Origin of the sequence: Chitinophaga filiformis, assembly GCF_900102545.1 — a bacterium.
GTDB classification, from domain to species: domain Bacteria; phylum Bacteroidota; class Bacteroidia; order Chitinophagales; family Chitinophagaceae; genus Chitinophaga; species Chitinophaga filiformis.
Genome location: NZ_FNBN01000006.1, coordinates 328,050 through 354,070 on the forward strand (window position 1 = coordinate 328,050; position 26,021 = coordinate 354,070).

26 protein-coding genes are annotated in these 26,021 nt (G+C 46.7%); 11 read left to right on the forward strand and 15 right to left on the reverse strand.

What is annotated here, in order from left to right; translation table 11 throughout:
* Positions 1 to 47: 47 nt before the first annotated feature.
* Positions 48 to 2,177, reverse strand: coding sequence for an alpha-ketoacid dehydrogenase subunit alpha/beta (locus BLR32_RS23695; RefSeq protein ID WP_245705509.1), 2,130 nt, complete (start codon positions 2,175 to 2,177; stop codon positions 48 to 50).
* Positions 2,178 to 2,247: 70 nt separating this feature from the next.
* Between BLR32_RS23695 and BLR32_RS23700 the strand changes: the two genes are divergently transcribed.
* Entirely contained in the window at positions 2,248 to 2,682 is a 435-nt protein-coding gene (locus BLR32_RS23700; protein ID WP_089835331.1) for a MarR family winged helix-turn-helix transcriptional regulator, read from the forward strand.
* A gap of 305 nt (positions 2,683 to 2,987) precedes the next feature.
* Here the strand turns inward: BLR32_RS23700 and BLR32_RS23705 are convergent, their stop codons facing one another.
* From BLR32_RS23705 to BLR32_RS23720, 4 genes are all read right to left on the reverse strand, one after another.
* A complete protein-coding gene (locus BLR32_RS23705) occupies positions 2,988 to 3,599 on the reverse strand; it encodes a fumarylacetoacetate hydrolase family protein (RefSeq protein ID WP_089835332.1) in 612 nt (203 codons plus the stop codon).
* A gap of 63 nt (positions 3,600 to 3,662) precedes the next feature.
* Positions 3,663 to 4,238 carry an aminoacyl-tRNA hydrolase gene (pth, locus tag BLR32_RS23710; protein WP_089835333.1) on the reverse strand — a complete coding sequence of 192 codons (576 nt, stop codon included), beginning with the start codon at positions 4,236 to 4,238 and terminating at the stop codon, positions 3,663 to 3,665.
* 153 nt (positions 4,239 to 4,391) lie between these two features.
* A complete protein-coding gene (locus tag BLR32_RS23715) occupies positions 4,392 to 4,973 on the reverse strand; it encodes a 50S ribosomal protein L25 (RefSeq protein WP_089835334.1) in 582 nt (193 codons plus the stop codon).
* Positions 4,974 to 5,015: 42 nt separating this feature from the next.
* Positions 5,016 to 5,960, reverse strand: a complete 945-nt coding sequence (locus BLR32_RS23720) for a ribose-phosphate pyrophosphokinase (RefSeq protein ID WP_089835335.1) — start codon at positions 5,958 to 5,960, stop codon at positions 5,016 to 5,018.
* A gap of 240 nt (positions 5,961 to 6,200) precedes the next feature.
* On the opposite strand from BLR32_RS23720, the gene radC reads away from it, so the two are divergent.
* Positions 6,201 to 6,911 (forward strand): RadC family protein, encoded by a 711-nt coding sequence (gene radC / locus BLR32_RS23725; RefSeq protein ID WP_089835336.1) that lies wholly within the window; start codon positions 6,201 to 6,203, stop codon positions 6,909 to 6,911.
* A 62-nt stretch (positions 6,912 to 6,973) separates the two neighbouring features.
* Entirely contained in the window at positions 6,974 to 7,954 is a 981-nt protein-coding gene (locus BLR32_RS23730; RefSeq protein ID WP_089835337.1) for a Gfo/Idh/MocA family protein, read from the forward strand.
* Here the strand turns inward: BLR32_RS23730 and BLR32_RS23735 are convergent, their stop codons facing one another.
* The 4 genes from BLR32_RS23735 to BLR32_RS23750 all read right to left on the reverse strand — a co-directional run bounded on the left by BLR32_RS23735 (position 7,955) and on the right by BLR32_RS23750 (position 12,386).
* Positions 7,955 to 8,638 (reverse strand): 2-C-methyl-D-erythritol 4-phosphate cytidylyltransferase, encoded by a 684-nt coding sequence (locus BLR32_RS23735; RefSeq protein ID WP_089835338.1) that lies wholly within the window; start codon positions 8,636 to 8,638, stop codon positions 7,955 to 7,957.
* A 72-nt stretch (positions 8,639 to 8,710) separates the two neighbouring features.
* A complete protein-coding gene (gene queA, locus BLR32_RS23740; protein ID WP_089835339.1) occupies positions 8,711 to 9,760 on the reverse strand; it encodes a tRNA preQ1(34) S-adenosylmethionine ribosyltransferase-isomerase QueA in 1,050 nt (349 codons plus the stop codon).
* Between the two features lie 91 nt (positions 9,761 to 9,851).
* Positions 9,852 to 11,600 (reverse strand): ABC transporter ATP-binding protein, encoded by a 1,749-nt coding sequence (locus tag BLR32_RS23745; RefSeq protein WP_089835340.1) that lies wholly within the window; start codon positions 11,598 to 11,600, stop codon positions 9,852 to 9,854.
* A 15-nt stretch (positions 11,601 to 11,615) separates the two neighbouring features.
* Positions 11,616 to 12,386, reverse strand: a complete 771-nt coding sequence (locus BLR32_RS23750) for an AMP nucleosidase (RefSeq protein WP_089835452.1) — start codon at positions 12,384 to 12,386, stop codon at positions 11,616 to 11,618.
* Between the two features lie 115 nt (positions 12,387 to 12,501).
* Here BLR32_RS23750 and BLR32_RS23755 point away from each other — a divergent pair, with 115 nt between their 5' ends.
* Positions 12,502 to 12,945: a type I restriction enzyme HsdR N-terminal domain-containing protein gene (locus tag BLR32_RS23755; RefSeq protein WP_089835341.1), complete on the forward strand. Its 444-nt coding sequence runs from the start codon at positions 12,502 to 12,504 to the stop codon at positions 12,943 to 12,945.
* 227 nt (positions 12,946 to 13,172) lie between these two features.
* Here the strand turns inward: BLR32_RS23755 and BLR32_RS23760 are convergent, their stop codons facing one another.
* From BLR32_RS23760 to BLR32_RS23775, 4 genes are all read right to left on the reverse strand, one after another.
* On the reverse strand, positions 13,173 to 14,591 hold the full coding sequence (locus BLR32_RS23760; protein WP_089835342.1) for a Glu/Leu/Phe/Val family dehydrogenase: 1,419 nt from the start codon (positions 14,589 to 14,591) through the stop codon (positions 13,173 to 13,175).
* Between the two features lie 35 nt (positions 14,592 to 14,626).
* Positions 14,627 to 14,878, reverse strand: coding sequence for a CcmD family protein (locus BLR32_RS23765; RefSeq protein ID WP_089835343.1), 252 nt, complete (start codon positions 14,876 to 14,878; stop codon positions 14,627 to 14,629).
* Positions 14,875 to 15,537, reverse strand: coding sequence for a cytochrome c biogenesis protein CcsA (gene ccsA / locus BLR32_RS23770; protein WP_089835344.1), 663 nt, complete (start codon positions 15,535 to 15,537; stop codon positions 14,875 to 14,877). Before ccsA ends, BLR32_RS23765 begins: the two co-directional genes overlap by 4 nt.
* A 90-nt stretch (positions 15,538 to 15,627) precedes the next feature.
* Positions 15,628 to 16,293 carry a heme exporter protein CcmB gene (locus BLR32_RS23775; protein WP_089835345.1) on the reverse strand — a complete coding sequence of 222 codons (666 nt, stop codon included), beginning with the start codon at positions 16,291 to 16,293 and terminating at the stop codon, positions 15,628 to 15,630.
* A 39-nt stretch (positions 16,294 to 16,332) separates the two neighbouring features.
* Here BLR32_RS23775 and accC point away from each other — a divergent pair, with 39 nt between their 5' ends.
* Together accC and BLR32_RS23785 are read left to right on the forward strand one after the other, a co-directional pair.
* Complete coding sequence (gene accC, locus BLR32_RS23780; RefSeq protein WP_089835346.1) at positions 16,333 to 17,817, forward strand: acetyl-CoA carboxylase biotin carboxylase subunit; 1,485 nt, start codon at positions 16,333 to 16,335, stop codon at positions 17,815 to 17,817.
* A gap of 60 nt (positions 17,818 to 17,877) precedes the next feature.
* Positions 17,878 to 18,363, forward strand: a complete 486-nt coding sequence (locus tag BLR32_RS23785; protein WP_089835347.1) for a GtrA family protein — start codon at positions 17,878 to 17,880, stop codon at positions 18,361 to 18,363.
* Positions 18,364 to 18,435: 72 nt separating this feature from the next.
* Here BLR32_RS23785 and BLR32_RS23790 read toward each other — a convergent pair whose 3' ends face one another.
* Entirely contained in the window at positions 18,436 to 19,008 is a 573-nt protein-coding gene (locus tag BLR32_RS23790; protein ID WP_089835348.1) for a thymidine kinase, read from the reverse strand.
* 128 nt (positions 19,009 to 19,136) lie between these two features.
* On the opposite strand from BLR32_RS23790, the gene BLR32_RS23795 reads away from it, so the two are divergent.
* Positions 19,137 to 20,108: a hypothetical protein gene (locus BLR32_RS23795; protein WP_089835349.1), complete on the forward strand. Its 972-nt coding sequence runs from the start codon at positions 19,137 to 19,139 to the stop codon at positions 20,106 to 20,108.
* Here BLR32_RS23795 and BLR32_RS23800 read toward each other — a convergent pair.
* A complete protein-coding gene (locus tag BLR32_RS23800; protein WP_176842408.1) occupies positions 20,078 to 21,349 on the reverse strand; it encodes a 3-deoxy-D-manno-octulosonic acid transferase in 1,272 nt (423 codons plus the stop codon). The genes BLR32_RS23795 and BLR32_RS23800 overlap by 31 nt on opposite strands.
* 106 nt (positions 21,350 to 21,455) lie before the next feature.
* On the opposite strand from BLR32_RS23800, the gene BLR32_RS23805 reads away from it, so the two are divergent.
* The 4 genes from BLR32_RS23805 to rfbB all read left to right on the forward strand — a co-directional run bounded on the left by BLR32_RS23805 (position 21,456) and on the right by rfbB (position 26,020).
* The gene (locus BLR32_RS23805; protein ID WP_089835351.1) at positions 21,456 to 22,595 is read left to right on the forward strand and encodes a DegT/DnrJ/EryC1/StrS family aminotransferase; all 1,140 of its coding nucleotides are present in this window, start codon (positions 21,456 to 21,458) and stop codon (positions 22,593 to 22,595) included.
* Positions 22,592 to 23,905: a UDP-glucose dehydrogenase family protein gene (locus BLR32_RS23810; protein ID WP_089835352.1), complete on the forward strand. Its 1,314-nt coding sequence runs from the start codon at positions 22,592 to 22,594 to the stop codon at positions 23,903 to 23,905. Before BLR32_RS23805 ends, BLR32_RS23810 begins: the two co-directional genes overlap by 4 nt.
* Positions 23,906 to 23,933: 28 nt before the next feature.
* On the forward strand, positions 23,934 to 24,872 hold the full coding sequence (locus BLR32_RS23815; RefSeq protein WP_176842409.1) for a UDP-glucuronic acid decarboxylase family protein: 939 nt from the start codon (positions 23,934 to 23,936) through the stop codon (positions 24,870 to 24,872).
* 92 nt (positions 24,873 to 24,964) lie between these two features.
* Positions 24,965 to 26,020 (forward strand): dTDP-glucose 4,6-dehydratase, encoded by a 1,056-nt coding sequence (gene rfbB / locus BLR32_RS23820; RefSeq protein WP_089835353.1) that lies wholly within the window; start codon positions 24,965 to 24,967, stop codon positions 26,018 to 26,020.
* Position 26,021 lies beyond the last annotated feature (1 nt).

A 26,021-nucleotide genomic window follows, 5' to 3' on the forward strand; every position in this document is an offset into this window, starting at 1 on the left:
GGGAATTTCCTAAAAGCCAAGAGCTACCCTTAAAAAGTTTCTAATATTTAATAAGATAACAATTCTTTCATTGCTGCTGCTACCTTTTCGGGATTCGGCAACATCGCATTTTCCAGTATGGTATTGATCGGTACTGCCGGCAGATCAAGGGCGCCCAGCGTAAAGACCGGTGCGTCCAGTGATTTGAAACAAGCGCGTTGAATCCGTCCTGCCAGTGCCTGTGCGAATGAATTGTTCAGCTGCTCTTCTGTTAAGATGAGCACCTTGCCATGTTTTTTGACCGTAGAAAAGATCAGTTCTTCATCCAGCGGAAATAAAGTACGCAGATCAATGATCTCTACCTGGCCCGGGAAACTGGCAGCGGCGGCCTGTGACCAGTATACGCCCATGCCGTAAGTGATAACACAAAGCGTATCCCCTTTTTTCAGGTCGCGGGGATGAGCATTTTGCACGATCCTTCCCTTACCCAATGGCAATACGTAGTCGGCGTCTGGCTCTACGGTGATGGCGCCCTGTGTACCGGGCACTTTACTCCAGTAAAGACCTTTGTGTTCCAGCATGACCACAGGATTGGGATCGAGGAAGGCTGCCTTCATGAGTCCCTTCATGTCGGCGGCATTGGAAGGGTACACCACTTTGATGCCTTTGACGGTCAGCAGAGTGGATTCCACGCTACCGGAATGGTAAGGTCCGCCACCACCATATGCGCCGATAGGAACGCGTATAAGTGTCTGCACGGGGAACTTCCCATTGCTCAGGTAACAGGATTTGGAGATCTCGGTCACCAGCTGGTTAAAGCCGGGATAGATATAGTCAGCAAACTGGATCTCTACTATGGGTTTGACACCCACAGCTGAAAGGCCGGCGGTCGAACCAACGATATAGGCTTCCTGGATGGCAGTGTTGTACACCCTGTTATCACCAAATTTTTCCGCCAGCGTAGCTGCCTCCCGGAATACGCCTCCGAGCCTGCGACCTACGTCCTGACCGAAAAAGATAGCTTCGGGGAACTGTTGAAGAATCTCCTCTACCGCGTGCAGAGCGGCATCCACCATCATAACCTTATTACCGTTGGTAGGAAACCTGTTACCTTTTTCAGCGGTAACAGCTGCCGGAGCAAAGACATGGTCTGCTACTGAATCAACAGTAGGGTCCGATGCTTCTTTTGCCCGGTCAAATTCAAGACTGATATATTTTGGGGTGTCTGACTCTATTGCCAACAGATCCTTCTCCAATACACCTATCTCTAGCAACCGCTCCCTCAACAGCGGTTTAGGATCCTTTGCCGCATGCAACGCCAAATCTTCTTCTGTACGGTACCATTCCTTCCGTACACCGGAGGTATGATGCCCTAACAAAGGCACACAGGCGTGTACCAGGATGGGCTTCCGTTCCTGGCGTACATAACCGATAGCTGCGCCCATTGCATGAAAACACTCTTCGAAATTACTACCGTCCACACGCATGCGTTCCATGCCTTTAAAGCCGGCCGCATACTCATAGGCATCCATTACCCGGGTCTCTTCGGCACTGGCCGAAATACCCCACTCATTGTCCTGTACGAGGTAAATAACAGGTAATTCCCACAACACAGCACTCTGCCAGGCCTCACTCACCTCTCCTTCCGTTACACTGCCATCACCCAGGGAACAAAGCACTACCGGCGCTTCACCTTTAGGACCTGTCCTTAAACAAGTAGCCCCTATCTTTTCCAGGTAGCGAATACCTTGCGCCATACCGGTGGCTGGGATGACCTGCATGCCCGTGGCACTGCTCTGATGTGGGATACAGGGTTTCTCAGGGTCCAGGCTGCTGGGATGACTGTAGTAAGAACGCCCTCCGGAGGCCGGATCGTCCCTTTTGGCCAGTAGCTGCAGCATCAGTTCATAGGGCGTAAAGCCCATCGCCAGGAGCATGCTGTCGTCCCTGTAATAAGGACTGGCATAATCCCAGGGGCTTAACTGCATGCCTGCAGCGATCTGAATAGCCTCATGACCGCGGGAAGTGGAATGTACATATTTGCAGATATTGCGGTTCGCTTCGTAGACGGCAGCCATCTCAGCAGCCTGACACATGAAGCGGTAAGCTTTTAATAGTGTAACCTGTTTGCCGGAAGACCGCTCCTTACCGGGAACAGCAGCTTTTAAAGTTGGAACACTTATGCTATCTTTAAACACGTAAGAATTGTTTTGGTGTGTGAGTACTATTAGTTGCTAAAGCAACTATTGCTATTGCAAATTAACAAATATGACTGATACTTTTGTAAGCAATCCGTCTTTTTTTAAGTTGGACGCTACCTTAAAACGGATACGGAATTACTGGCAAAAAACCTTTGACGCCCACAAGAAAGATATTACCGTAGACCAGTGGTTATTAATTGAAAACCTCTATAAGCACAAGAAAATCACCCACAATGAGCTTGCCAGAGTGACCTCAAAAGACATTACCACTGTTTCCCGTATTATTGAATTGCTGGTAAAAAAGGAACTGGTGGTCAGGGAAGGCTCCCCGCAGGACCGTCGTAAGGTATTTCTTCAGCTGACTGCCAAAGGCTCGGAAAAGTATAAGGATGTAAGACCCCTGGTACTGGAAATGCGAAAAACGGGTTGGGCAGGATTAACGGAAAATGATTATGCTGATTTGACGAGGATACTTGATGTGATCTATAATAACATTCCCTGATAACCGCAACAGTGAATTGAAGACTACGCACGTCCTGACTATGAACGTTACCATCTGAAATCTGTCATTAACGTAAACTATCTGTCAGCCCTTCACCTCATTATTGAAATTCTCCGGATAGTAGTTTTGTTCTGCCAGCCTTAGATAATACACTGCATAATATGCGGAAGGCAGGTTATTGCCCATAAATGTACTTTATACTAAAGTTTCTTCCGGATGCAGGATATGGATTTAGATATAAAACAAAAACGCTTAACGCAAGAGATAACAGTTTGCGTTAAGCGTTCCTTATAATTGCATGGGATCTATTTTATCATAAACTCCAGCAGGCTGTCATTTTCAATAAATGCTTCCAGCGTGTCCCCTATTTCAACTGGTCCTACACCCGCAGGTGTGCCTGTAAATACAAGATCACCTATGTTCAGGGTGAAGAATTTTGAGATGTAGGCGATAAGGAAATCAAAAGTGAACAACAAGTCTTTGGTATTTCCCTGTTGCATCAGTTCCTTATTCTTATAGAGACAGAAATTGATATCTTTCTTGTCCATCTCAGTTGTAATAGGAATGAATTGTCCAACTACCGCAGAATTGTCAAAAGCTTTGGCAATCTCCCAGGGCAATCCCTTCTGCTTCTGCTTTTCCTGCAGATCACGAGCGGTAAAGTCAATGCCGACGCCGATATGATCATAATATTTATCCGCAAATTTCTCCTGGATATGTTTACCGTTCTTGCTGATACGCAACACCAACTCACATTCGTAGTGAAGATTGTCAGTAAACTCAGGATAATAAAACGGGTGATTGTTCTGTAACAATGCATTCTTCGGCTTCATGAAAATCACTGGTTCAGTTGGCACCTCGTTTTTCAGTTCCTTTGCATGATCTGCATAATTTCTTCCGACGCAAATAATTTTCATGACAGATTTTTCTTGGTTTTAAGGTTAAATAAACGGATCATATCAGATTTCGTCAATTTATTGCTAATAAGGATAGACCAGGGTATTAAAGATATTCATAGTACGTGGTAAGCCCACAGACGCAAAGCTCTCGATCAGTTCCACACATTTCCCCAGCTTTGCCATCACAACAGCCCATTCCTCATTATTCCATTTACCTAAGACAAACTCTACCTGCCGACCACGAGGGAAGTTATTCCCAATACCGAAACGCAAACGGGGATACTGGTTAGTACCCAACAATTCCTGGATGCTCTTCAACCCATTCTGACCGGCGTCACTGCCACCAGCGCGAAGACGTATTACTTCCAATGGTAATGCCAGATCATCTACTAACACCAGTATATTCTCCAGTGGTACTTTCTCTTTATCCATCCAATATTTCACCGCCTTCCCGCTCAGGTTCATGTAAGTGGTGGGCTTGATGACCACGAAAGTCCTCCCCTTCCACTTCACTTCGGCTACATCAGCCAGCCGGTCTTCCCGGTAGCTACCTCCATGCTTTTCTACAAAAGCATCTGCAATATCAAACCCTATATTGTGGCGTGTATGTTCGTATTCTGCACCTATATTCCCCAATCCTACTATCAGGTACTTCATCGGATTACAATTTTAATGCTAAACACTGCATTACGCCCTGCTCATACCTATACATACGAAAGAACGGGAAAACGTAATGCAGGGCAAAAATAGAAAAAGTCCCATCCCGGACGAGCCGGAACGGGACTTTTTGCAAAATATTCTAAAAGAAAATTATTTCTTTTTACCTTCTGCAGCTTCTTCCTGACGCAGCTGACGGGTCATTACTACTGAAGCGATAGGAATACGTGGAGAGTTCAGGATCTCGATGTTCTCAGCAATCACATCTTCTACACGGATGTTAGCATTCAGCTGCAGATTGTCGATGTTTACCTCAACATTCTCACGCAGGTATTTAGGCAGTGCCTTTACCTTCAGCGTCTTCATTTTTACTACCAGTTTACCACCGGCTTTAACACCTTCGGACTGGCCAGTAATTCTGATTGGCAGTGTAACAGCAACAGGCTTATCTTCTACCAGTTCCATGAAGTCGATGTGAGCCAGTTCGTCTGTAACAGTGTCAAACTGTTTGTCTTTCAATACACATTTGTAGGTTTTACCACCTACTTTGATCTCAGCGATCTGAAAATCAGGCGTATACACCAGATCTTTGAAAGATGTTGCCGGAGCTGAAAAACTTACGGTTTCTGCACCCCCGTAAATAACACAAGGCACTTGTCCCTCAGAACGTACCTGGCGGGTGGCTTTTTTGCCAAATTCGCTCCTGAGTTGTCCTTCGATTGTTATCGTTTTCATTGATTAAACATTTATGATTGTTATAAATAATGCTTGTTCTTATTACCTCCGGTGACTATGAACGAACAGGTTCGTGATAGACCTGTTCTCGTGCATATTGCGGATAGCTACTGCAAAGAGGTCCGCTACACTGATCACTTTGATCTTGGGACTCTGCTGTTTCATCGGCATTGTGTCGCATATTACCAGCTCTTCCAGTACGGAGTTGTTGATATTTTCATATGCCTTACCGCTTAACACCGGATGGGTACAAAAGGCTCTTACACTTCTTGCTCCCTTTTCTTTCAACAGGTTAGCTGCCTTGGTCAATGTACCTGCTGTGTCGCAGATGTCATCTATCAATACAATGTCCCTGTCTTTCACATCTCCTATCACCACCATGGAAGCAATTTCATTCGCACGCTTACGATGCTTGTCGCAGATCACCATTTCGGCATTGAAATAGGCTGCTACTTCCCTTACCCTGTTGGTACTACCCACGTCAGGGGACGCAAAGGTAAGATTTTCCAGCTTTAAATTCTCAATGTACGGGATGAAAATTGCGGAACTGTCCAGGTGATCTACCGGGATGTCAAAGAAGCCCTGGATCTGTGGAGCGTGCAAATCCATGGTTATCACACGGTTAGCACCTGCAGAAGTCAGCAGGTTGGCTACCAGTTTCGAGGCAATCGCCACCCTGGGTTTGTCCTTCCTGTCCTGCCGGGCAAAACCAAAGTAAGGGATCACTGCAGTGATATAACCTGCGGATGCCCTTTTCGCGGCGTCTATCATCATCAACAGCTCCATCAGGTTGTCTGAAGGGGCATTGGTGCTCTGTACGAGGAAAACATAATCACCGCGGATACTTTCCATGTAAATTGGCTGGAATTCTCCATCGCTGAACTTCTGAATAGTCAGCTTGCCAAGACCGTTACCGTAACGCTTTGCAATTTTTTCTGCAAGAGCTGTATTACTGTTCCCTGTGAAAATTTTTACTGATGGTTGCATGGATTAATAGAAAGAGGTTGCAAAACTATGCTTTTTGGAGTAGCTATTCTTATTTTTTTAGTCATTGTGCCCAGTGGTACACAATTCCAGTATTTCCCAAATAGATAACGTGATTATTTACAATGCCTTACATTCACACTTTACGCTGTGGTTCCTTATTGGTAGGCTAATTTAAATTAAAATTGGGGGAAGTGAAAAAAACCAGACGGAAAGGATATATTTGCTAATAATTTTAGCAAAATGGAAATGGTAGTTACCCCCACAAATCATGTTGCAATCAAAGATTGGGCGCCAGATGACCAGCCACGGGAAAAACTGATCAATAAAGGCTGCACGGCTTTAAGTGATGCAGAATTGTTAGCTATTCTACTGAATAATGGTCACAAACAGAAGTCTGCCTTGTCCCTTGCCCAGGAAATATTACGCCTGTCCTCCAATAATCTCGGGGAAATGAGTAAGCTGAATGTACAGCAGCTGAAAAAGATACAAGGAGTTGGTGTTGCCAAGGCCACTACCATTGTGGCAGCCATGGAACTGGCCCGCCGCAGGCAGGCAGGGTATATGCACGCTAAAAAGACTATCCGCACCGGCGCCGAAGCAGCCCTGTATTTTAAGCCACTATTAGGCGATTCTCCTTACGAGTCCTTTCACGTACTCTACCTCAACCATGCCTGCCGCGTATTACAACACCGCTGTATCAGTAAAGGCGGCGTGGCCGGTACCGTCATTGACATCGGTCACATCTTCAGGGCAGCCGTTGAACTGAACGCTACACAACTTATGCTCTGCCATAACCATCCATCCGGCAATTTGCGCCCAAGTACAACAGATATTCACACCACCAAAAAACTTATACAGGCAGGCAGTTTATTTGATATCCGAATACTGGACCACATCATAGTTTCTGAGGCCGGTTATTGCAGCATGGCAGAGGAGGGATTCATTATATAATATCTCGATATAATACTCTCTTTTTCCTTACATTCGCAATTATTTTATTATCAGATAATAACATGCTCAAAATAGGAATCTTCGGTGTGGGGCACCTGGGCAAGATACATCTATCCCAATGGGCCACTATGAAAGACGTAGAAATAGTCGGTTTTTTTGATCCAAGCAATGCAAATGCCGACAGTGTAGCTCAGTACCAGATTCCGAGATTCGCCTCCGCGGAAGAATTGATACAGGCGTCAGATGCGATAGATATCATCGCTCCTACTACACAACACTTCAAACTATGTGAACAGGCTATCCGTAACGGGAAACACATCTTCGTGGAAAAGCCGATGACCAATACCATGGAAGAGGCCAAAACACTGGTAAAATTGGTGGAAGAAGCCAACATCAAATTCCAGGTAGGTCACGTAGAACGCTTCAACCCGGCATTCCTCGCCCTTAAAGGACATGAACTGAAACCTATGTTCATAGAGGTACACCGCCTGGCTGAATTCAATCCCCGGGGAACAGATGTCAGCGTGATCCTCGACCTGATGATCCACGACATTGATATCATTCTGAGCATCGTACAATCAACTGTAAACCGCATCTCTGCCAGCGGCGTAGCCGTGATGAGCGATACACCCGACATCGCCAACGTCAGGATAGAATTCCATAACGGCTGTGTAGCGAACCTCACCTCCAGCCGTATTTCCCTGAAGAAAATGCGCAAAATGCGCCTGTTCCAGAAAGATGCCTACATCGGTATTGACTTCCTCGATAAAAAGACTGAGATCATCAAGCTGAAAACGCCTGAAGACGAAGGACTCTTTACCCTGGATATTGAAACCAATTCCGGTAAGAAGACTATCGCTATTGACAATCCGGAGATCAAACAGGTAAATGCCATCCGTATGGAGCTGGAACTGTTCCGTGATAGCATTCTCCTCAATAAACCTGTGCCGGTGAATGCAATAGATGGCTTACAGGCAATGGAGGTTGCTCACCAGATCCTGGCGAAAATCAACAAGAGCCTGTCTGCAGACGTGGCTCAATAACTATACATTCTTTTCTTTTAACAATGCGCCGGCAATGGTCAGATCAAGCGGGCGCGTGATCTTTATATTCGCTTCTTCTCCGGGTACCAGGTGTACGCGGTGTCCCTGCCGCTCTACTACTGTCGCTTCATCCGTAAACAACGGATCATAGGGTAATTCAAATGCAGGTAACAACCATTCAGACAAAAACGTCTGGGGAGTCTGTATAATCTTGAACTGTTCGCGGTCTACCGCTTTATTCCCCTCTCCTTCCACCTCCCGGATACTGTCTTTCATATCGATAACGGGAATAGCACTTCCTTTCGTTAAGGCTGCTTCATAACAGGTATGGATCAATGCAGTACTGATCAGCGGACGCACGCCATCGTGTACAAACACCACAGAAGGCGTCTTTACTTCCTGCAAGCCATTCTTTACAGAATGAAAACGGGTTTCCCCTCCTTTTACGAGTGTAACGTTTGCGGTTGTATTAAATTCATGCAGCCAGGGCTCAACATATCCAAAATGCACTTCCGGCAATACTAATACGATGCGGATATCGCTGAAAGCACTTACAAATGCGTTCACTGTGTGCCATAATACAGGCTTCCCCGACAGGTCGAGGAACTGTTTGGGAATAGAGCTTCCCATACGGGAGCCGGATCCGCCGGCAACAATGATCGCTATTTTATTACGCTGTTCCATAAATGGCCTTACATGAATAGTCCTGTCCCGTATGGATACGAGACAGGACCTTTTTCAATAGTTCGTTATCGCTTAGATGATCAGCATGGCATCACCATAGCTGAAGAAACGGTATTTTTCTTTGATTGCCTGCTGGTAGGCTTCCATCACCAGATCATAACCTGCGAATGCGCAAACCATGATCAGGAGGCTTGTTTTAGGCAGGTGGAAGTTGGTAACCAGTGCATTAGGAATAGCGAAATCGTAAGGCGGGTGAATGAACGTGTTTGTCCATCCTTCTGCTGCTTTCAGCAGGTTCTGCGCAGTTACGGAAGACTCTACCGCTCTTACAGTAGTGGTACCGATAGCACAAACCTTGCGGTTTTCTTCTTTCGCTTTGTTGACAATCTTAACGGCATACTCGTCGATGTTGAAATACTCAGCATCCATCTTATGCTTGCTCAGATCTTCCACCTCGATAGGACGGAATGTACCCAGACCAGTGTGGAGAGTAACCTCTGCAAATTTAACACCCTTGATCTCGAGACGTTTGATCAGCTCACGGCTAAAGTGCAGACCGGCAGTTGGAGCTGCCACTGCGCCTTCATACTTAGCATATACTGTCTGATAACGCTCCTTGTCCTCATCTTCCGGCTTACGTTTGATGTACTTAGGCAGTGGCGTTTCACCCAGGGTGTCAAGCACCTGCTTGAACTCGTCGTCATTACCTTCGAACAGGAAACGGATAGTACGGCCACGGGAAGTGGTGTTATCAATTACCTCTGCTACCAGCGACTCATCATCGCCGAAGTATAACTTATTACCCACCCTTATCTTACGGGCAGGGTCTACTATTACATCCCACAGACGGTTCTGCTTGTTCAGCTCACGCAACAGGAAAACCTCAATCTTTGCACCGGTTTTCTCTTTACGGCCATAAAGGCGTGCAGGGAATACCTTGGTGTTGTTCACCACCATGACATCCTTATCATTGAAGTAGTTGATAATATCACGGAAAACTTTGTGCTCTATTTTTCCGGTGGCACGGTTTACCACCATCAAACGTGCTTCATCTCTTGTTTTGGAAGGGTGCTGCGCAATCAGATTTAAAGGAAGATCGAATCTAAACTGTGATAGTTTCATATTACGGTATGAATAAATTTAAAGGCTGCAAAGGTATTGATTATTATACAATCTATCAAAAATGATTATGGATAGACTATCATTCACAAGCTTACACATAAATATTTTTAGGTATAGAATTAATTAGCTGCTTTGTATATGCACTCTTCGGATTTTCATAGACCTCGACAGCCAGACCGGCTTCTTCAATTTGCCCCCTGTTCATCACCATCATCCGGTCACTGATAAAACGTACAACTGACAAGTCGTGAGAGATAAAGATACTGGTAAATCCGAACTCTTCCCTCAATTGCATCAGCAAATTCAGTACCTGGGCCTGGATGCTGACGTCCAGCGCAGCAACAGACTCGTCGCAGATGATAAAGGACGGGGTTAGTGCCAGGGCCCGGGCAATCACAATACGCTGCCGCTGCCCGCCTGAGAATTCATGCGGATACCGGTTATAGTGTTCCGGCAAAAGGTTCACTTTTTCCAACAGCTCCTTTACCTTTTCCCGGCGACCGGCTTCATTACCATATAAGCCGTGCACCTTCATGGGCTCCTGGATGGCCTGTCCTATAGGCAGACGGGGATTAAGAGAGGAATAAGGGTCCTGGAAGATGATCTGGATGTCTTTACGCAGGTCACGCAATTCTGCAGCAGGCAAAGCGGTGATGTCCTTCCCCTTGTAGAGAATGCTGCCCGATGTAGGTTCAGCCAGTCGCAGCAAAGTCCTGCCCAAGGTGGTTTTTCCACAACCAGATTCTCCCACCAGGCCCATCGTCTCTCCTTCCCTGACATCAAAACTGACGCCATTGACGGCCTTGGTCCAGCTAAGTACTTTCCCGAAAATATTCTTCCTGGCCGGGAACCAGGTATGCAGATCCTTCACTTCCAGCAAAGCGGGACGCTGTGATAATTCTTGCGCTCTATTGATGATAGTATTCTGGGGAATCTCCAAACTATGGACGAATGCTTTTACTTCCCGGGCTTTTTCGACAATATTGCCCTGAGGGTCTATCTCCATAAAATCCCGCGTTACGGGAAGCCTGAACAGTCGCTTGTCTAACGGCGGCCTACAGGCCAACAGCCCTTTGGTATAAGGATGCTTCGGGTGGGTAAACAATTCCTGTACACTCCCCTCCTCCACAATGCGACCTTTGTACATCACCGCTACCCTATCAGCTATTTCTGCAATGACGCCCAGGTCGTGCGTAATAAAGATTACGCTCATACCTGTCTGGCGTTGCAGCTCTTTCAACAGTTCCAGGATGGTCTTCTGTACTGTCACATCTAAAGCGGTAGTAGGTTCGTCGGCTATCAATAACCGGGGCTGGCAGCTGATGGCCATTGCAATCATGACCCGCTGCTTTTGTCCGCCGGACAGCTGATGAGGATATCTCTCCATCAGTAACTCAGGATCCGGCAAACGGACCTGTTTAAACAGGGCCAGTGTTTGCAGCCGGGCGGCTTCCCTACTCAGTTTTTTATGCAGGAGGAGGGCTTCCATTACCTGGTAGCCGCATTTATGCAGAGGATTCAGAGAGGTCATGGGCTCCTGGAAGATCATGGCGATTTCATTGCCCCGCCAGGAACGCATTTCTGGTTCTGATAGCTGGACAATGTCGCGCACCGGCACCTTACTACCCCTTAACTGGTACAGCAGGCTGCCGCCGGTTATCTTACCCGGGTGTTGCAGCAAGCGCATGAGCGATAATGCGGTCACGGATTTCCCGGAACCGGATTCTCCTACAATGCCCACTATCTCACCCGGCATAATGTCCAGTGAAATATCATTGACAGCCTTTGTGCTGCCAAAAGAAACCGTCAGATTCCGGATGGATAATAATGGTTGCTGCATATTGAGAACGCGGTGTTAGAACCGCAGGTGCTTCACTGTCTGGTGACTGTTAATCAGATTTTTCAGGGAATCAATACCGATACGGACATGCCTTTCCACATATTCGGTAGTTACTTTCCTGTCGCTTTCCTCTGTTTTCACGCCTTCCGGGATCATGGGCTGGTCAGATACCAGCAATAGAGCACCGGTAGGGATCTTGTTGAAGAAGCCGACAGAAAAGATAGTAGCTGTTTCCATATCGATGGCCATTGCCCTGATCTTTTCGAGATAACGTTTGAACTCCACGTCATGTTCCCATACCCGGCGGTTGGTACTGTAGCAGGTACCTGTCCAGTAGTCACAACCGTATTCGCGGATAGTGGTAGAGATCACTTTCTGCATGGCGAAAGACGGCAGGGCCGGCACTTCGGCAGGGAAATAGTCGTTGGAAGTACCCTCTCCCCTGATGGCAGCAATGGGGAGTATCAGGTCGCCGATACTGTTCTTTTTCTTCAGTCCACCACATTTACCAAGGAACAATACCGCTTTCGGATGGATAGCGCTGAGCAGGTCCATTACGGTTGCAGCACTGGGACTTCCCATACCAAAGTTGATAATGGTGATATCATCTGCAGTGGCGCATTGCATGGGTTTTCCGACACCTACAATTTCTGTATTGTGCCATTCAGCAAAATAAGTGAGGTAATTACTAAAGTTGGTGAGCAGGATGTGGGAACCAAAATTCTCCAGTTTCTCTCCTGTGTAGCGCGGGAGCCAGTTAGCTACAATTTCTTCTTTTGTCTTCATAGCCTTTTGGCATACGAATATACGGAAAAATCTCCGATCTCCGGTCCTTTCTGTCGTGTTAACCATCTGTTATGTCTTACAGCTGCAAAGGGAATCTATCAGTTATCTTTGTGGTATGATCGCTATTGAGTTTCCGGCACCGGATTTCAAAATTGTACAGGAGAATGGTAAAACGCTCATTTTTGACCGTTTCCGTAAAAAGCATGTGGTGTTGACGCCGGAGGAATGGGTACGGCAGAACTTTCTCAATTACCTGGTAAGTACCCTCGGATATCCTGCTTCGCTGATCGGTATAGAGAAAGAAATATACCTGGGGGAACTCCGGAAGCGCTGTGACATCGTGGTCTACAACAGGGATATGCAACCCTGGATGATCGTGGAATGTAAAGAGATGGATGTACCGCTTACCCAAAGCACACTGGAGCAGATCGTTCGTTACCATATGGTGTTGCCAACAGCTTACCTTGTTATCACCAATGGGGTGAATACCTTCTGTTGCCAGCATATGGTAGATGCACAGCAATGGCAATTCATTGCACAGTTACCCTCTCATTTGTGATATTATTTTCACATCCGTCGTTTTTAATAGGCGGTTACAGGAAGATAACCTGGCCAAACCCTGTAGCACAGGCCTTGTATACACGAAGTAAGGGTGGACTTAAGGTGGAGTTGAGGTGGACTTAAGTTGGACTTAATATTACAACAAAATGGAGAAAATGATATAAAACGGAGGGTGTACCCGTAAAGGTACACCCTCTTTTGTAAACTTTTATATTGATATAAAAATCAAGGGAAAATACCTAACTGGTCGTAAGCAGCTCCCACTTTATCAATAGCACATACATAAGCGGCGGTGCGCATATCGTGAATATCCGGGTGGTTTACCATGATGGTACGCACTTCATGCAGTGCTGCATGCATGGTTTCTTCCAGGCCGGAATATACCAGGTCAACTTCATCTGCACCATGTGCGATGAATTTCCTTTCTCTTTCTGATACGGATTTACCGGTGAGGTCTTCGATAACGCCCAGGATGTGGATGTTCATATTCTCATCGAAGCGTTTTCCCAGACGACCATAACGCACGTGGCTAAGGTTTTTCAGCCATTCGAAGTAAGAAACGGTCACACCGCCTGCGTTGAGGAACATATCAGGTACTACGATCACACCTTTCTTGTTCAGGATCTCATCCGCTTCCGGAGTGATAGGACCGTTAGCACCTTCACCGATTATTTTAGCCTTGATACGCGGAGCGTTCTCTTTGTGGATCACGTTTTCCAGTGCTGCAGGGATCAGGATATCACAATCCATTTCCAGACCTTCTCCATTTGCGCCCAGTGTTTTTGCACCCGGGAAGTTGATAATGGAGCCTGTTTCAGCCCTGTGTTTCAGCACTGCTTCAGGATCCAGGCCTTTTTCATTGTACAAGGCGCCATCCCACTCTATCAGGCCTACGATGATAGCGCCTGCTTCATGGAAATATTTAGCGGCATGGTAACCCACGTTACCCATACCCTGTACGATCACTTTTTTGCCGATGATGCCTGGTTCGAGGCCGATACGTTTCATATCTTCCTTGATGTTGCAGAGTTCCTGCAAGCCAAAGAATACACCGAGACCAGTAGCTTCCTTACGGCCACGCACACCACCCTGGGAAACCGGTTTACCGGTTACGCAACCATAACCATCTATCTCACCCGGACGGAGACTCATGTACGTATCCAGGATCCAGCTCATTTCCCTTTCACCTGTACCATAGTCAGGAGCGGGAACATCCACACCGGGACCAATGAAATTCTTTTTTACCAGTTCCGCGGTGTAACGGCGGGTAATGTTTTCCAACTGGAAGGGGGAATAATTACGTGGATTGATCTTGATACCTCCTTTGGCGCCGCCAAAAGGAACGTTTACGATAGCGCATTTATAGGTCATGAGGGCAGCGAGCGCCATTACCTCATCCTGGTTAACGGCATCGCTGAAACGGATACCACCTTTACAGGGTAGTTTGTGGTGTGAGTGTTGAACGCGGTAGGCTTCTATCACTTCGATCCTGTCGCCAATGCGTACCGGGAACTTAATCTGGTACACAGCGTTACAGGCCTTGATCTGTTCAAGAATCCCGTTTTCCCATTTCGTGAATTTTGCGGCTTTGTCAAAACTTCTTTCTACGCTCTTAAAGAAGTCATAATGTTGCTCTTGCGCCATAGACAATTGTTTTGGTAAAATATGTAGAGTTGGACTTATTTGCCGTGGATGTTCTCCCGCTGTTCCAGCCTGGTAATTTTCCGGTCGAGCGCTATCAAAAATATCACAATGCCAATAAAGATGATCAGTAGCACTCCTACTATAACATATATCTTGCCATTGCTGCGGAAAAATTCGTTTACAGGCCCTGTCTCTGTATTCTGATTCTGGTTTTCCTGTGCGTTAGCGAAAAGAGAAACAAGTAACAGTAAGCAGGTACAGCAGAAAGAAAACGCTTTGTTGATCATTTAAAAATATTTTTTAGCTCTAGTTTTTTATACCGTACAAACAGGGTATAGATCCAGACACTCAATAAGACCCAACCAATGAATGCAGGGTACAATACCATTCTCATATGGTCGTCGGTGTCACTGGATGCAAATCCAGGCGTCGTGGCGCTTCCGGGATGAAGGGAATCAACCATACGCGGGATGATATACGTTAAGGGAATCAACAAAGCGAATGCGAAAACGTTAAATACGGCTGAGATCCTGGCACGTTTGTCAATGTCAGGGATGGACAGACGCAGTACGAGATAGGCCATATAGATCATGAGCGCCACAGCGGTGAGCATCTGTTTGGGATCGCTGGTAAAGGAGCCTCCCCATGTGTAGGTAGCCCACAGTGTACCTGTTGCGAAACCGAGAATACCATAAAACACCCCTACATTGGCTGCCGCGCTGGCATATACATCTCTGCGGAGGTCGTATTTAGCGAGATAAAGAACGGAATTGACTACGGAGATAGTAAACATGGTGTACATGCACATCCACATAGGAACGTGAAAGAAGAGGCCCCGGGAAGACTGCCCGTTTGTGCCGATAATCGGTATCTCAATCGTAAATCCAGCTATGATCACATAAACAAGGATTAATACTGCTAGAGCTTTCCACCAATGCTTTGCCATTTTAACCAACTATATTGTGGGCAAACCTACACGTTTTATCACTAATCACAAAATTCCGTAACCTGTTTCCCATCATCCAGGCTCAGGTTGTTAATCTTTCCACAAAAATGGGAATAATACCAGGGATAGGGCGATGATCAGAAAGTCCATCGTTCCTAACATAAGGAACATTTTGGGCAACCCTGGCTGGTATACAGTGATGAAGGAAGATTTGGCGATATTGGACAGCAACATGAGGAGGGGCAGCATGATAGGGAACCCCATAATGGCCATCAATGCGGCATTTTGATTGGCCTGGGCCGCGATGGCCGCCAGCATGGTGAAAAGCAGGGACAGGCTGATGCCGCCCAACAGGCTCACACCCATGAAATACATAAAACTGGTGACAGGATTACCCAGGAACATCATACAGCACACGATCGTGATCAGCGTCATGACAGCCATCAGTATGATATTATAGATAAGTTTCGCGACTATAAAGCTGCGGGGATGTACCAGGGAATAGAAATACAGGAGACGTCCTCTGTTTTCCTGCAGGAAGCTTTTAGCAATAGCATTCACAGCCACGAACAGCTGTACCACCCAGAAAAGCGCATTCCAGATCTTTTCTTCCGGCTTATTGATCATCAGGTTGATCACAAATACGGTAGATACAATATATAAGAGGATACCGTAAAAAGCGTACTTCTGCCTCAATTCCAGCAGTATGTCCTTTTTTACCAGGGTGATTGTTTGTCTGAAAGGGCTAGATTTCATGTTGGCGCAAAGATAGGAGAATCACTTATATTCGCTTCCATGAAAAAAATACTGGTAGCCAACCGTGGTGAGATTGCACTGCGTATCATGCGATCAGCCAGGGAAATGGGCATCGCAACAGTAGCTGTATATTCCGAAGCCGACCGCGCTATGCCATTTGTACAATATGCAGATGAAGCGGTGTGTATAGGCCCGGCTCCTTCCAGCCAGTCCTATCTGCTGACAGATAAGATCATGGGCGCTGCCCGGCAGACCGGAGCAGACGCTATTCACCCCGGATATGGATTTCTCAGTGAGAATGCCCGTTTTGCCCAGGCGGTGAAAGACGCCGGACTTACCTTTATTGGTCCCAGTCCCTCGTCTATTGAGGTAATGGGCAGCAAGCTGGCGGCCAAACAGGCAGCCCAGCGGTTTGGCGTTCCCATGGTGCCAGGCACTGAAACGCCCCTGCGCAGCATTGACGAAGCCCGGGAAGTAGTGAAAAAGACGGGATTCCCCATCCTGATCAAAGCATCTGCCGGTGGTGGCGGTAAGGGTATGCGGGTAGTCAACAATGCGGATGAACTGGAAGAGCAGGTCAGACTGGCTAAAAGTGAAGCTATGAGTGCGTTTGGAGATGACGCTGTGTTCATTGAGAAATATGTAGGCGCACCACGACATATAGAGATCCAGGTACTGGGCGACCAACACGGAAATTATGTCTATCTGTTTGAACGCGAGTGCTCTATACAGAGAAGGCACCAAAAACTGATCGAGGAAGCGCCTTCCTCCTGCCTCACGCCTGACATCCGGGAAGCGATGGGCAAATGTGCACTGGATGTGGCCCGCGCTTGTCAGTATTACGGAGCAGGCACCGTTGAGTTCCTCGTAGACGAAAATCTCCAGTTCTACTTCCTCGAAATGAATACCCGCCTGCAGGTGGAACATCCTGTTACAGAAATGATCACAGGACTGGACCTGGTGAAAGAACAGATCAGGGTAGCCAGGGGTGAGAAGCTTGCCTTCAGCCAGGCAGACCTCAAAATAAACGGACATGCCATCGAACTGCGCATCTGTGCGGAAGATCCAGCCAATAACTTTTTACCGGACACGGGCACACTTACTACCTATGTACGTCCGCAGGGTTATGGCATCCGCGTGGACGATGGTTATGACCAGGGAATGGACATTCCCATCTACTATGACCCTATGATCTCCAAACTGATCGCCTGGGGAGCCGACCGGGAAGAAGCCAGGGAACGGCTGCTACGCGCTATCAGTGAATACCATGTAAAAGGCATCCGCACTACACTGCCCTTCGGCAGCTGGGCACTGCAACAGCCCGCATTTATTAATGGCGCTTTTGACACTAATTTTATTGGGAAGTATTTTACCCCGCAATCGCTGGACCATTCAGATCCTGAGGCAGCAAAAGCCGCAGCCATACTGGCTGTACAAGTATGGCAGGAGCAACAACGGAGGGTCAGACAGCAACCTGTGAATCAACAGCAAAAACTTTGGAAGAACAGAAAATTGTTAAGATAATATAAAAGCGCAGTACAGTAACGGTAAAACTGACTAGTTTTGTTGCTGTACAAATATTTTATGAAAAGGTTCATTTTATTGGTATTAGATTTTTTTTACCTCCCCTTTGCGAAGCTTATGCCTTTGCAAACCTTCCGTTACCTTGCCTGTGGCAGCGGTAATACGGCTATGGATATCCTATTGTATTACATCAGTTACCATTTCATCCTGAATGAAAAACCTGTACATTTCTCTTTTCTAACCATCAGTCCGCATATTGCCGCACTGTTTATGGCCATGACAGTTACATTCCCTACAGGTTTCCTGCTGAGTAAATACATTGTTTTTTCTGAATCCAACCTGAGAGGCAGGGTGCAGCTGGTCCGCTACTTCATGCTGGTGGGCATCTGTATATGCCTGAACTATGGATTTATGAAGCTATTCGTAGAATACCTGCTGATCTATCCGACTATTGCTAAGATATTGACAACCATATTTGTAGTAGGATTCAGCTATCTGACACAAAAGAAATTTACGTTTAAGGTGAAAGAAGGTGAGGCCTTATAAACGTAATAACATCATAGAAAAGGCCGTATTGGACATCCCGATACGGCCTTTTCAATTATTCTGCGGTTTGTATTAATCTACATTGTTATAGTAACAATGCCTGCACCTGGGTTCGTACACGTCTGTTTCTCCGAGCAACACCGTGCTTTTTTCCTTCGTTTTACGATATGAGTAATTGGCGATATTGCCACATTTCACACAGATAGCGTGCAATTTGGTAATATAGTCGGCCTTTGCCAGCAGGAAAGGCATCTGTCCAAAGGGCTTGCCCATATAATCCATATCGAGGCCGGCCACTATCACCCTGATACCACGCAAGGCCAGCTGATCACAAACCTCGGGCAATTCTCCATCAAAGAACTGTGCTTCATCAATACCCACCACATCTACTTCCTGCGCCAGCAGCAGGATCTGCTGGGAGTTTTCCAGTGGTGTGCTGATGATACGGCTTTCGTCATGAGACACAATGTGTTGTACATCGTAGCGTGTATCTATCACCGGTTTAAAGATCTCTACTTTTAAATTGGCTATCCGGGCCCGCTTTAATCTTCTGATCAATTCCTCCGTTTTCCCGGAAAACATTGAGCCACAGATCACTTCTATCCACCCTCTTCGCCCTCCTGCTAGAGAAGGTTCAATAAACATATTTTAGTATTTGATTAACAGTTAATTAAAATGCGCTAACTTTATGCAAATAAAATAAATTCCCCCATATCGCGTTAACAATTAAGGCATGGAACGCATTTTGCATTCAATTTATTTTTTTTACAGCTATGGAAAAAATAAGTGCATTAATTGATAAGTTACAGGAATTAAAGAACTCAAACGCCGGACTGCAGTCTATATCGTACTATGTACAGCTACTTCAGGCAGAGATCTTACACGCAAGGAATCTTCAAAGAGAGCATGAACGCACACAGCAAAGGCAGGATAGCCATGTTGCAGTGATTATGCCTGCTACTCCCCTGACAACGACTGCGACTCCAGCCACTGTTATTGTGGAAGTACCTGTAACAACATCATCCAGAGAAACATTACCGGAAAATAAACAGGCGGCGCCTGTAGCGGCACATACTGCTGCGGAGGCCTCGACCTTAACATTACCCTTACAGAACACCTCACTTCCCAAACCGGCGGCAGCACCTGCAGCTACGATGAACGGGAATGGGACTTCCGCTGTTACTGTGAGTGTTCCTCCTTCTACCGCTGCAGCGGCCACTAATGGCGCGACTTCTTATCCGTCTACGGCTACGGCTCCCTCTTCTATTCCTCAACAAACGGAAGAGGTTCCGGCAGACAGGAAACCGGCATTTGTCACCATCTACAGTAATGTGGAAACGCCACAACCGGTTAGTACGCCATCAGGTAACTCTGAGAAAAAACCAGAAACCAACGGAGCGCGTAAAGAGCTGAAGGAACTGAACCAAATGATCGCTCAGAACACGACTTCGCTCAACGATCGCCTGAAGCAGACGCAGACAGAACTGGGAGACCGTTTTAATGAAATTCCTGTCAAAGACCTGCGCCAGGCTATCGGGATCAATGACAAATTCCAGTTCATACAGGAATTATTCCGTGGTGATGTGGACACTTATGAGCGTTCCGTTAAGACCATCAACGAAATGAGTTCTCTCCAGGAAGCAGAATACTGGATTGAAAGAGAATTGAAGATCCGTCAGGGATGGGTAGACGATAACCGTACTGTAAGACAGTTCTACAATCTTGTCAAGAAGCGTTTTTCCTGAATATACTGTAGTATTTTACTGGTAGCTCCTTTGTTTTCAGCCACATACTCTTTAGCCTTTGCGCCCGTTTGCAGACGAATGGCTTCATCCTGCAACAGCTTCCCCATCTGTGTATCAAAAGTGCCCAGATCATGAATGCTGATGCCTCCGCCGGCAGTGATCAGTCCTGCGGCTTCCGGGTATTTATGGAATACAGGCCCGAACAGTACGGGTTTGCCATAGGTAGCGGGTTCCAGAATGTTGTGAATGCCATCTTTCCCAAAGCCTCCCCCTACATAAGTGACGGCAGCATAGCGGTATAATACCGACAGCATGCCTACATTATCGATCAGCAACACACGCCCTGCCTGCTTCTCCGCTGTTTTTACCCATTCAGTGTATCTTATCGCTTCCGGGAACAATTCCAGCAGTTTACTGATATGGGCAGCGTCTATTTCATGCGGAGCGATGATGAGACAAGGTCCGTCCTTATCCTGTTGCTTCTTCCACCATGCAGCCAACAAGGCCTCATCTGTTTCCCAGGTGCTTCCGGCAATAATGGCCTGCCTGTCGTTGATGAATTCCCCAATACCAGGTAGTGAGCGTTCTTCTTCCTGCAGGGCCCAAACCCTGTCAAAGCGGGTATCACCCGCGATGGCTGCATGCCGGACGTCTATCTGGTCCAGCAGCGACATAGATTCCCTGTTCTGCACAAAAATGTAGCTGAACTGTTGCAGTAGCTTCCGGAACATGCCCCCGTAGGATTTGAAGAAAGGCTGTCCCGGCCTGAATATACCCGAAATAAGAAGTACAGGCACCTTTTCCCGGTAAAGCCGTGTGAGCATATGGTACCAGAACTCGTATTTAATAAAAATGGCCAGGGCCGGCTTTACAATACGGATAAAATCCTTTGCATTCCGTGGGGTATCCAACGGCAGATAACATACGTAATCCGCACCGGGATAGTCTTTACGCACCTCATAACCTGAGGGAGAGAAAAAGGTAAGCAGGATCTTACAATGCGGATATTGCTGCCGGAGGGCTTCCAGGACAGGGCGTCCCTGTTCAAACTCTCCCAGGGAGGCGGCATGTACCCAAACGATGGGACCGGCATCAGACAAGTGCTGTTCCAGCACTGTCCGCCAGCTTCGGCGTCCTTCCAGCCATTTCCGGGCTTTGGCATTGCCTGTGGCCGCGGCCAGGGCCACTCCTGCTTTGTATCCTCTTATTCCCAGATCGTATATGATGGTGCTTACCGGCATGCCTGAAGGTACTTTTACTGTTTTTTGGATCGGCTGCAAAGATACTGCCCTTCCTATGTCAATTTTTGTAAATTTGCTCACTTTAAACAAAATATCTATCCCACACATGGTTCCTATTCAAATGGTGGATTTAAAACGCCAATACTTGAAAATAAAGCCGCAGGTAGATGCTGCAATGGCTGACGTGCTCGATAATGCTGCTTTTATTAATGGCGCACCTGTACAACAATTCACCACTGCGCTGCAGACTTACCTCGGTGTAAAACATGTCATCCCCTGTGCCAATGGTACGGATGCACTGCAGATAGCCATGATGGCGCTGGATCTTCAGCCGGGCGACGAAGTGATCACACCTTCTTTCACTTTCATCGCTACTGCGGAGGTAATTGCCCTGTTACAGCTGAAACCTGTATTTGTGGACGTAGATCCTAAAACATTCTGCCTCGACCCAGTGCAGGTGGAAAAAGCCATTACACCTAAGACAAAGGCGATCGTTCCTGTACACCTGTATGGTCACAGTGCAGAAATGGAAGCTATCATGGAAATTTCCAGGAAATATAATATCCCTGTCATTGAAGATAATGCCCAGGCTATAGGCGGACACTATACTTTTTCAGATGGCACTACCCAGAAACTGGGTGCTATCGGACAGATAGGATGTACCTCCTTCTTCCCTTCCAAGAACCTGGGTTGCTATGGAGATGGTGGTGCGATCTTCACCAATGATGATGCACTGGCCGCCAAAATAAAAATGATTGCCAATCACGGACAATCTGCCCGTTACTACCATGATGTAGTAGGCGTAAACTCCCGCCTGGATACACTGCAGGCGGTTGTACTGAATATCAAACTGCCTTTGCTCGATGAATATATTAAAGCACGCCGCGCTGTAGCGGATGCTTATGATGCCGGTTTTGCCGGTATTCCGCAGATCACAACTCCTTACAGAGCCGGCAACAGCTATCATGTGTATCATCAGTATACACTACAGCTGAATGGCGCTGACCGCAATGCATTGCAGCAATATCTGGCCGAACGCAAGGTACCTGCAATGATCTATTATCCTGTTCCTGCACACCGTCAGAAAATGTTCGAGAATTTCGGTGGTGCTGAATTCAATCTCCCGGTTACTGACGACCTGACCTCAAAGGTTATTTCATTACCGATACATACTGAGATGGACGCTGACCAGCTACAGTACATCATTGATTCAGTTAAATCATTCTTAAATCAAAACTCCAAATGAAAATTACAGTAGTAGGTACAGGCTATGTAGGCCTGGTTACGGGGACCTGCTTTGCGGAAACGGGCAATGACGTTGTCTGCGTTGATATAGATATCAACAAGGTCAACAAGCTCTCCAACGGGCAGATCACCATCTATGAACCTGGACTTGAAAAATTGTTCGAGCGTAACCTCAAAGAAGAACGTCTTCATTTCACTACCAATCTCGCTGATGGCGTAAAACACGGGGAAGTGATTTTCCTTGCCCTGCCTACTCCTCCTGGCGAAAATGGCTCTGCTGACCTTTCCTATATCCTGCGTGTAGCAGATGAACTGGGGAAGCTCATCACAGATTACAAAGTGATTGTTGACAAAAGTACTGTACCGGTAGGCACAGCCGAAAAGGTACAGGCTACCATTGCAAAACATTGCAAACATCCTTTTGACGTAGTATCCAATCCGGAGTTCCTGCGTGAAGGGGTAGCGGTAGATGACTTTATGAAACCAGACCGTGTAGTGATCGGTACCCGCTCTGAAAGGGCGCGTAAAGTAATGGGCGATCTGTTCGCACCGTTTGTACGTCAGGGTAACCCTATACTCTATATGGACGAGAAATCCGCAGAACTGACCAAGTATGCAGCTAACTCCTTCCTGGCAACCAAGATCTCTTTCATGAATGAGATCGCAATTCTCTGTGAGAAACTCGGCGCTGACGTGGATATGGTGCGCAGAGGTGTAGGCAGCGACGACAGGATCGGTAAACGTTTCCTGTTCCCCGGCATTGGCTACGGAGGCAGCTGCTTCCCGAAAGATGTGCAGGCGCTGGTAAAATCATCTGAAGATGCAGATTATGCATTCAAAATACTAACGGCAGTAATGGATGTGAATGAGCGGCAGAAACTGTTCCTCATGCCAAAGATCAAGGCATGGTTCAAGGATGAACTGAAGGGCAAACATTTTGCTCTCTGGGGACTGGCTTTCAAACCTAATACAGACGATATCCGCGAAGCACCGGCATTATACATGATTGATGCCCTGCTTGCGGCGGGAGCAACTGTAAGCGTATTTGATCCTGAAGCGATGACAAATGTGCAACGTCTTATCGGCGACAAAGTAACATATGCTTCCAGCCAGTATGAATGTCTTGCAGATGCAGACGCCCTCGTCATTGCTACAGAATGGAGCGTGTTCAGGACCCCTGATTTTGACAGGATTGGCGCATCTCTTAAGAACAAACTGATATTCGACGGAAGGAACCTGTTTGACGTAGCCCGTATGGCCGAACTGGGATTCCATTACGAGAGTGTCGGACGCGCTGCTGCTACTAACTAACTTTCACGCATTGAAAATGCCTATTGAAATGAAAAGAGTGCTAATTACCGGCGCTGCCGGCTTCCTGGGATCACACCTGTGTGATCGTTTTATTGCAGAAGGCTACCGTGTTGTTGGAATGGACAATCTCCTGACCGGCAACATCAAGAATATAGAACATCTCTTTCCTTTACCGGAATTTGAATATTATCATCATGATGTAAGCAAATTTGTGCATGTACCAGGCGAACTGGATTACATCCTGCACTTTGCTTCTCCCGCCAGTCCTATTGACTACCTGAAAATGCCTATCCAGACATTGAAGGTAGGTTCATTAGGTACCCACAACCTGCTGGGGCTTGCCAAGGAAAAAAAGGCGCGTATCCTGGTGGCGTCTACATCTGAAGTATATGGCGACCCGACAATACATCCACAGCCGGAAGAATACTGGGGGAATGTGAACCCGGTAGGCCCACGTGGTGTGTATGACGAAGCCAAACGTTTCATGGAATCTATCACCATGGCATACCACAATTTCCATGGTGTAGATACAAGGATCATCAGGATCTTTAATACCTATGGTCCGCGTATGCGCCTTAATGACGGCCGTGCACTGCCTGCTTTCATGAGCCAGGCGCTGACAGGTCAGGACCTCACCGTTTTTGGCGATGGCTCCCAGACCCGCTCTTTCTGTTATGTATCAGACCTGGTAGATGGTATTTACCGCCTGCTGCTGAGTGATTATCACCTTCCGGTGAACGTCGGCAACCCGGCAGAGATAACCCTGAAAGAATTTGCAGAAGAGATACTGGCGCTGACAGGCAGCAAACAAAAGATTATCTATCAGCCACTTCCGAAAGATGATCCGAAGCAGAGAAAACCAGATATCACCAAAGCACAGGAATTACTGGGCTGGGCGCCAAAAGTAGACAGGAAAGAGGGGCTGAAGATCACTTACGAATATTTCAAACAGGCGCTTAATAAATAATTCCGGATAGCGGGTGAGCCTTTACTACCTAAACTGGTTAGAAAAAGGTTCATCCGCAATTCGTAATTTGTAGCCCGAATTAAATAATCATTATGCACAACACCATATTAATCACCGGTGGCGCAGGATTTATTGGATCTCATGTAGTTAGATTATTTGTAAATAACTACCCTCATTACCAGATCATCAATCTGGACGCATTAACCTATGCCGGTAATCTTGAAAACCTGAAAGACATTAAGGATAAGCCTAATTATAAATTTGTGAAGGGCGATATCACCGATGAATCATTCATCGATGAGTTGTTTGCCACTCATCAATTTGATGGCGTGATCCATCTGGCAGCTGAGAGTCATGTGGACAGGTCCATCATGGATCCGCTGGCGTTTATCAGGACCAATGTGATGGGGACTGCCGTGCTGCTGAATGCCGCCAGGAAATACTGGAAAGACAATTATGAGGGCAAGTTGTTCTATCATGTGTCAACCGATGAGGTATATGGTAGCCTGGGGGCAGAAGGTTTCTTCACAGAAGAAACTGCGTATGATCCCCGTTCACCTTATTCTGCCTCTAAAGCGAGTTCAGATCATTTTGTGAATGCATATTATCACACTTATCATCTGCCAGTTGTTATATCAAACTGTTCCAATAACTACGGATCCAATCATTTCCCGGAAAAATTAATTCCGCTGGCTATCCACAATATCAAGAACAATAAGCCGGTACCTGTATATGGTAAAGGTGAGAATGTACGTGACTGGTTATTTGTGGAAGATCATGCCAGAGCGATAGATACTATTTTCCATAAAGGCCGCGTTGGCGAAACCTACAACATCGGTGGTTTTAACGAATGGAAAAATATTGACCTTATTAACCTGCTGTGCATGATCATGGATAAAAAACTCCAGCGTGCACCGGGTACTTCTGCTAAACTGATCACTTTCGTAAAAGACCGCGCCGGCCATGACCTGCGCTACGCCATTGATGCTACCAAGCTCAATAAAGAACTGGGTTGGGCGCCTTCCCTCCAGTTTGAAGAAGGTCTTGAAAAAACAGTGGACTGGTACCTCGCCAATGAAGAATGGCTGGAACATGTAACCAGCGGAGCGTACCAGGATTATTACAGTGAGCAGTATCAAAAGAGATAAC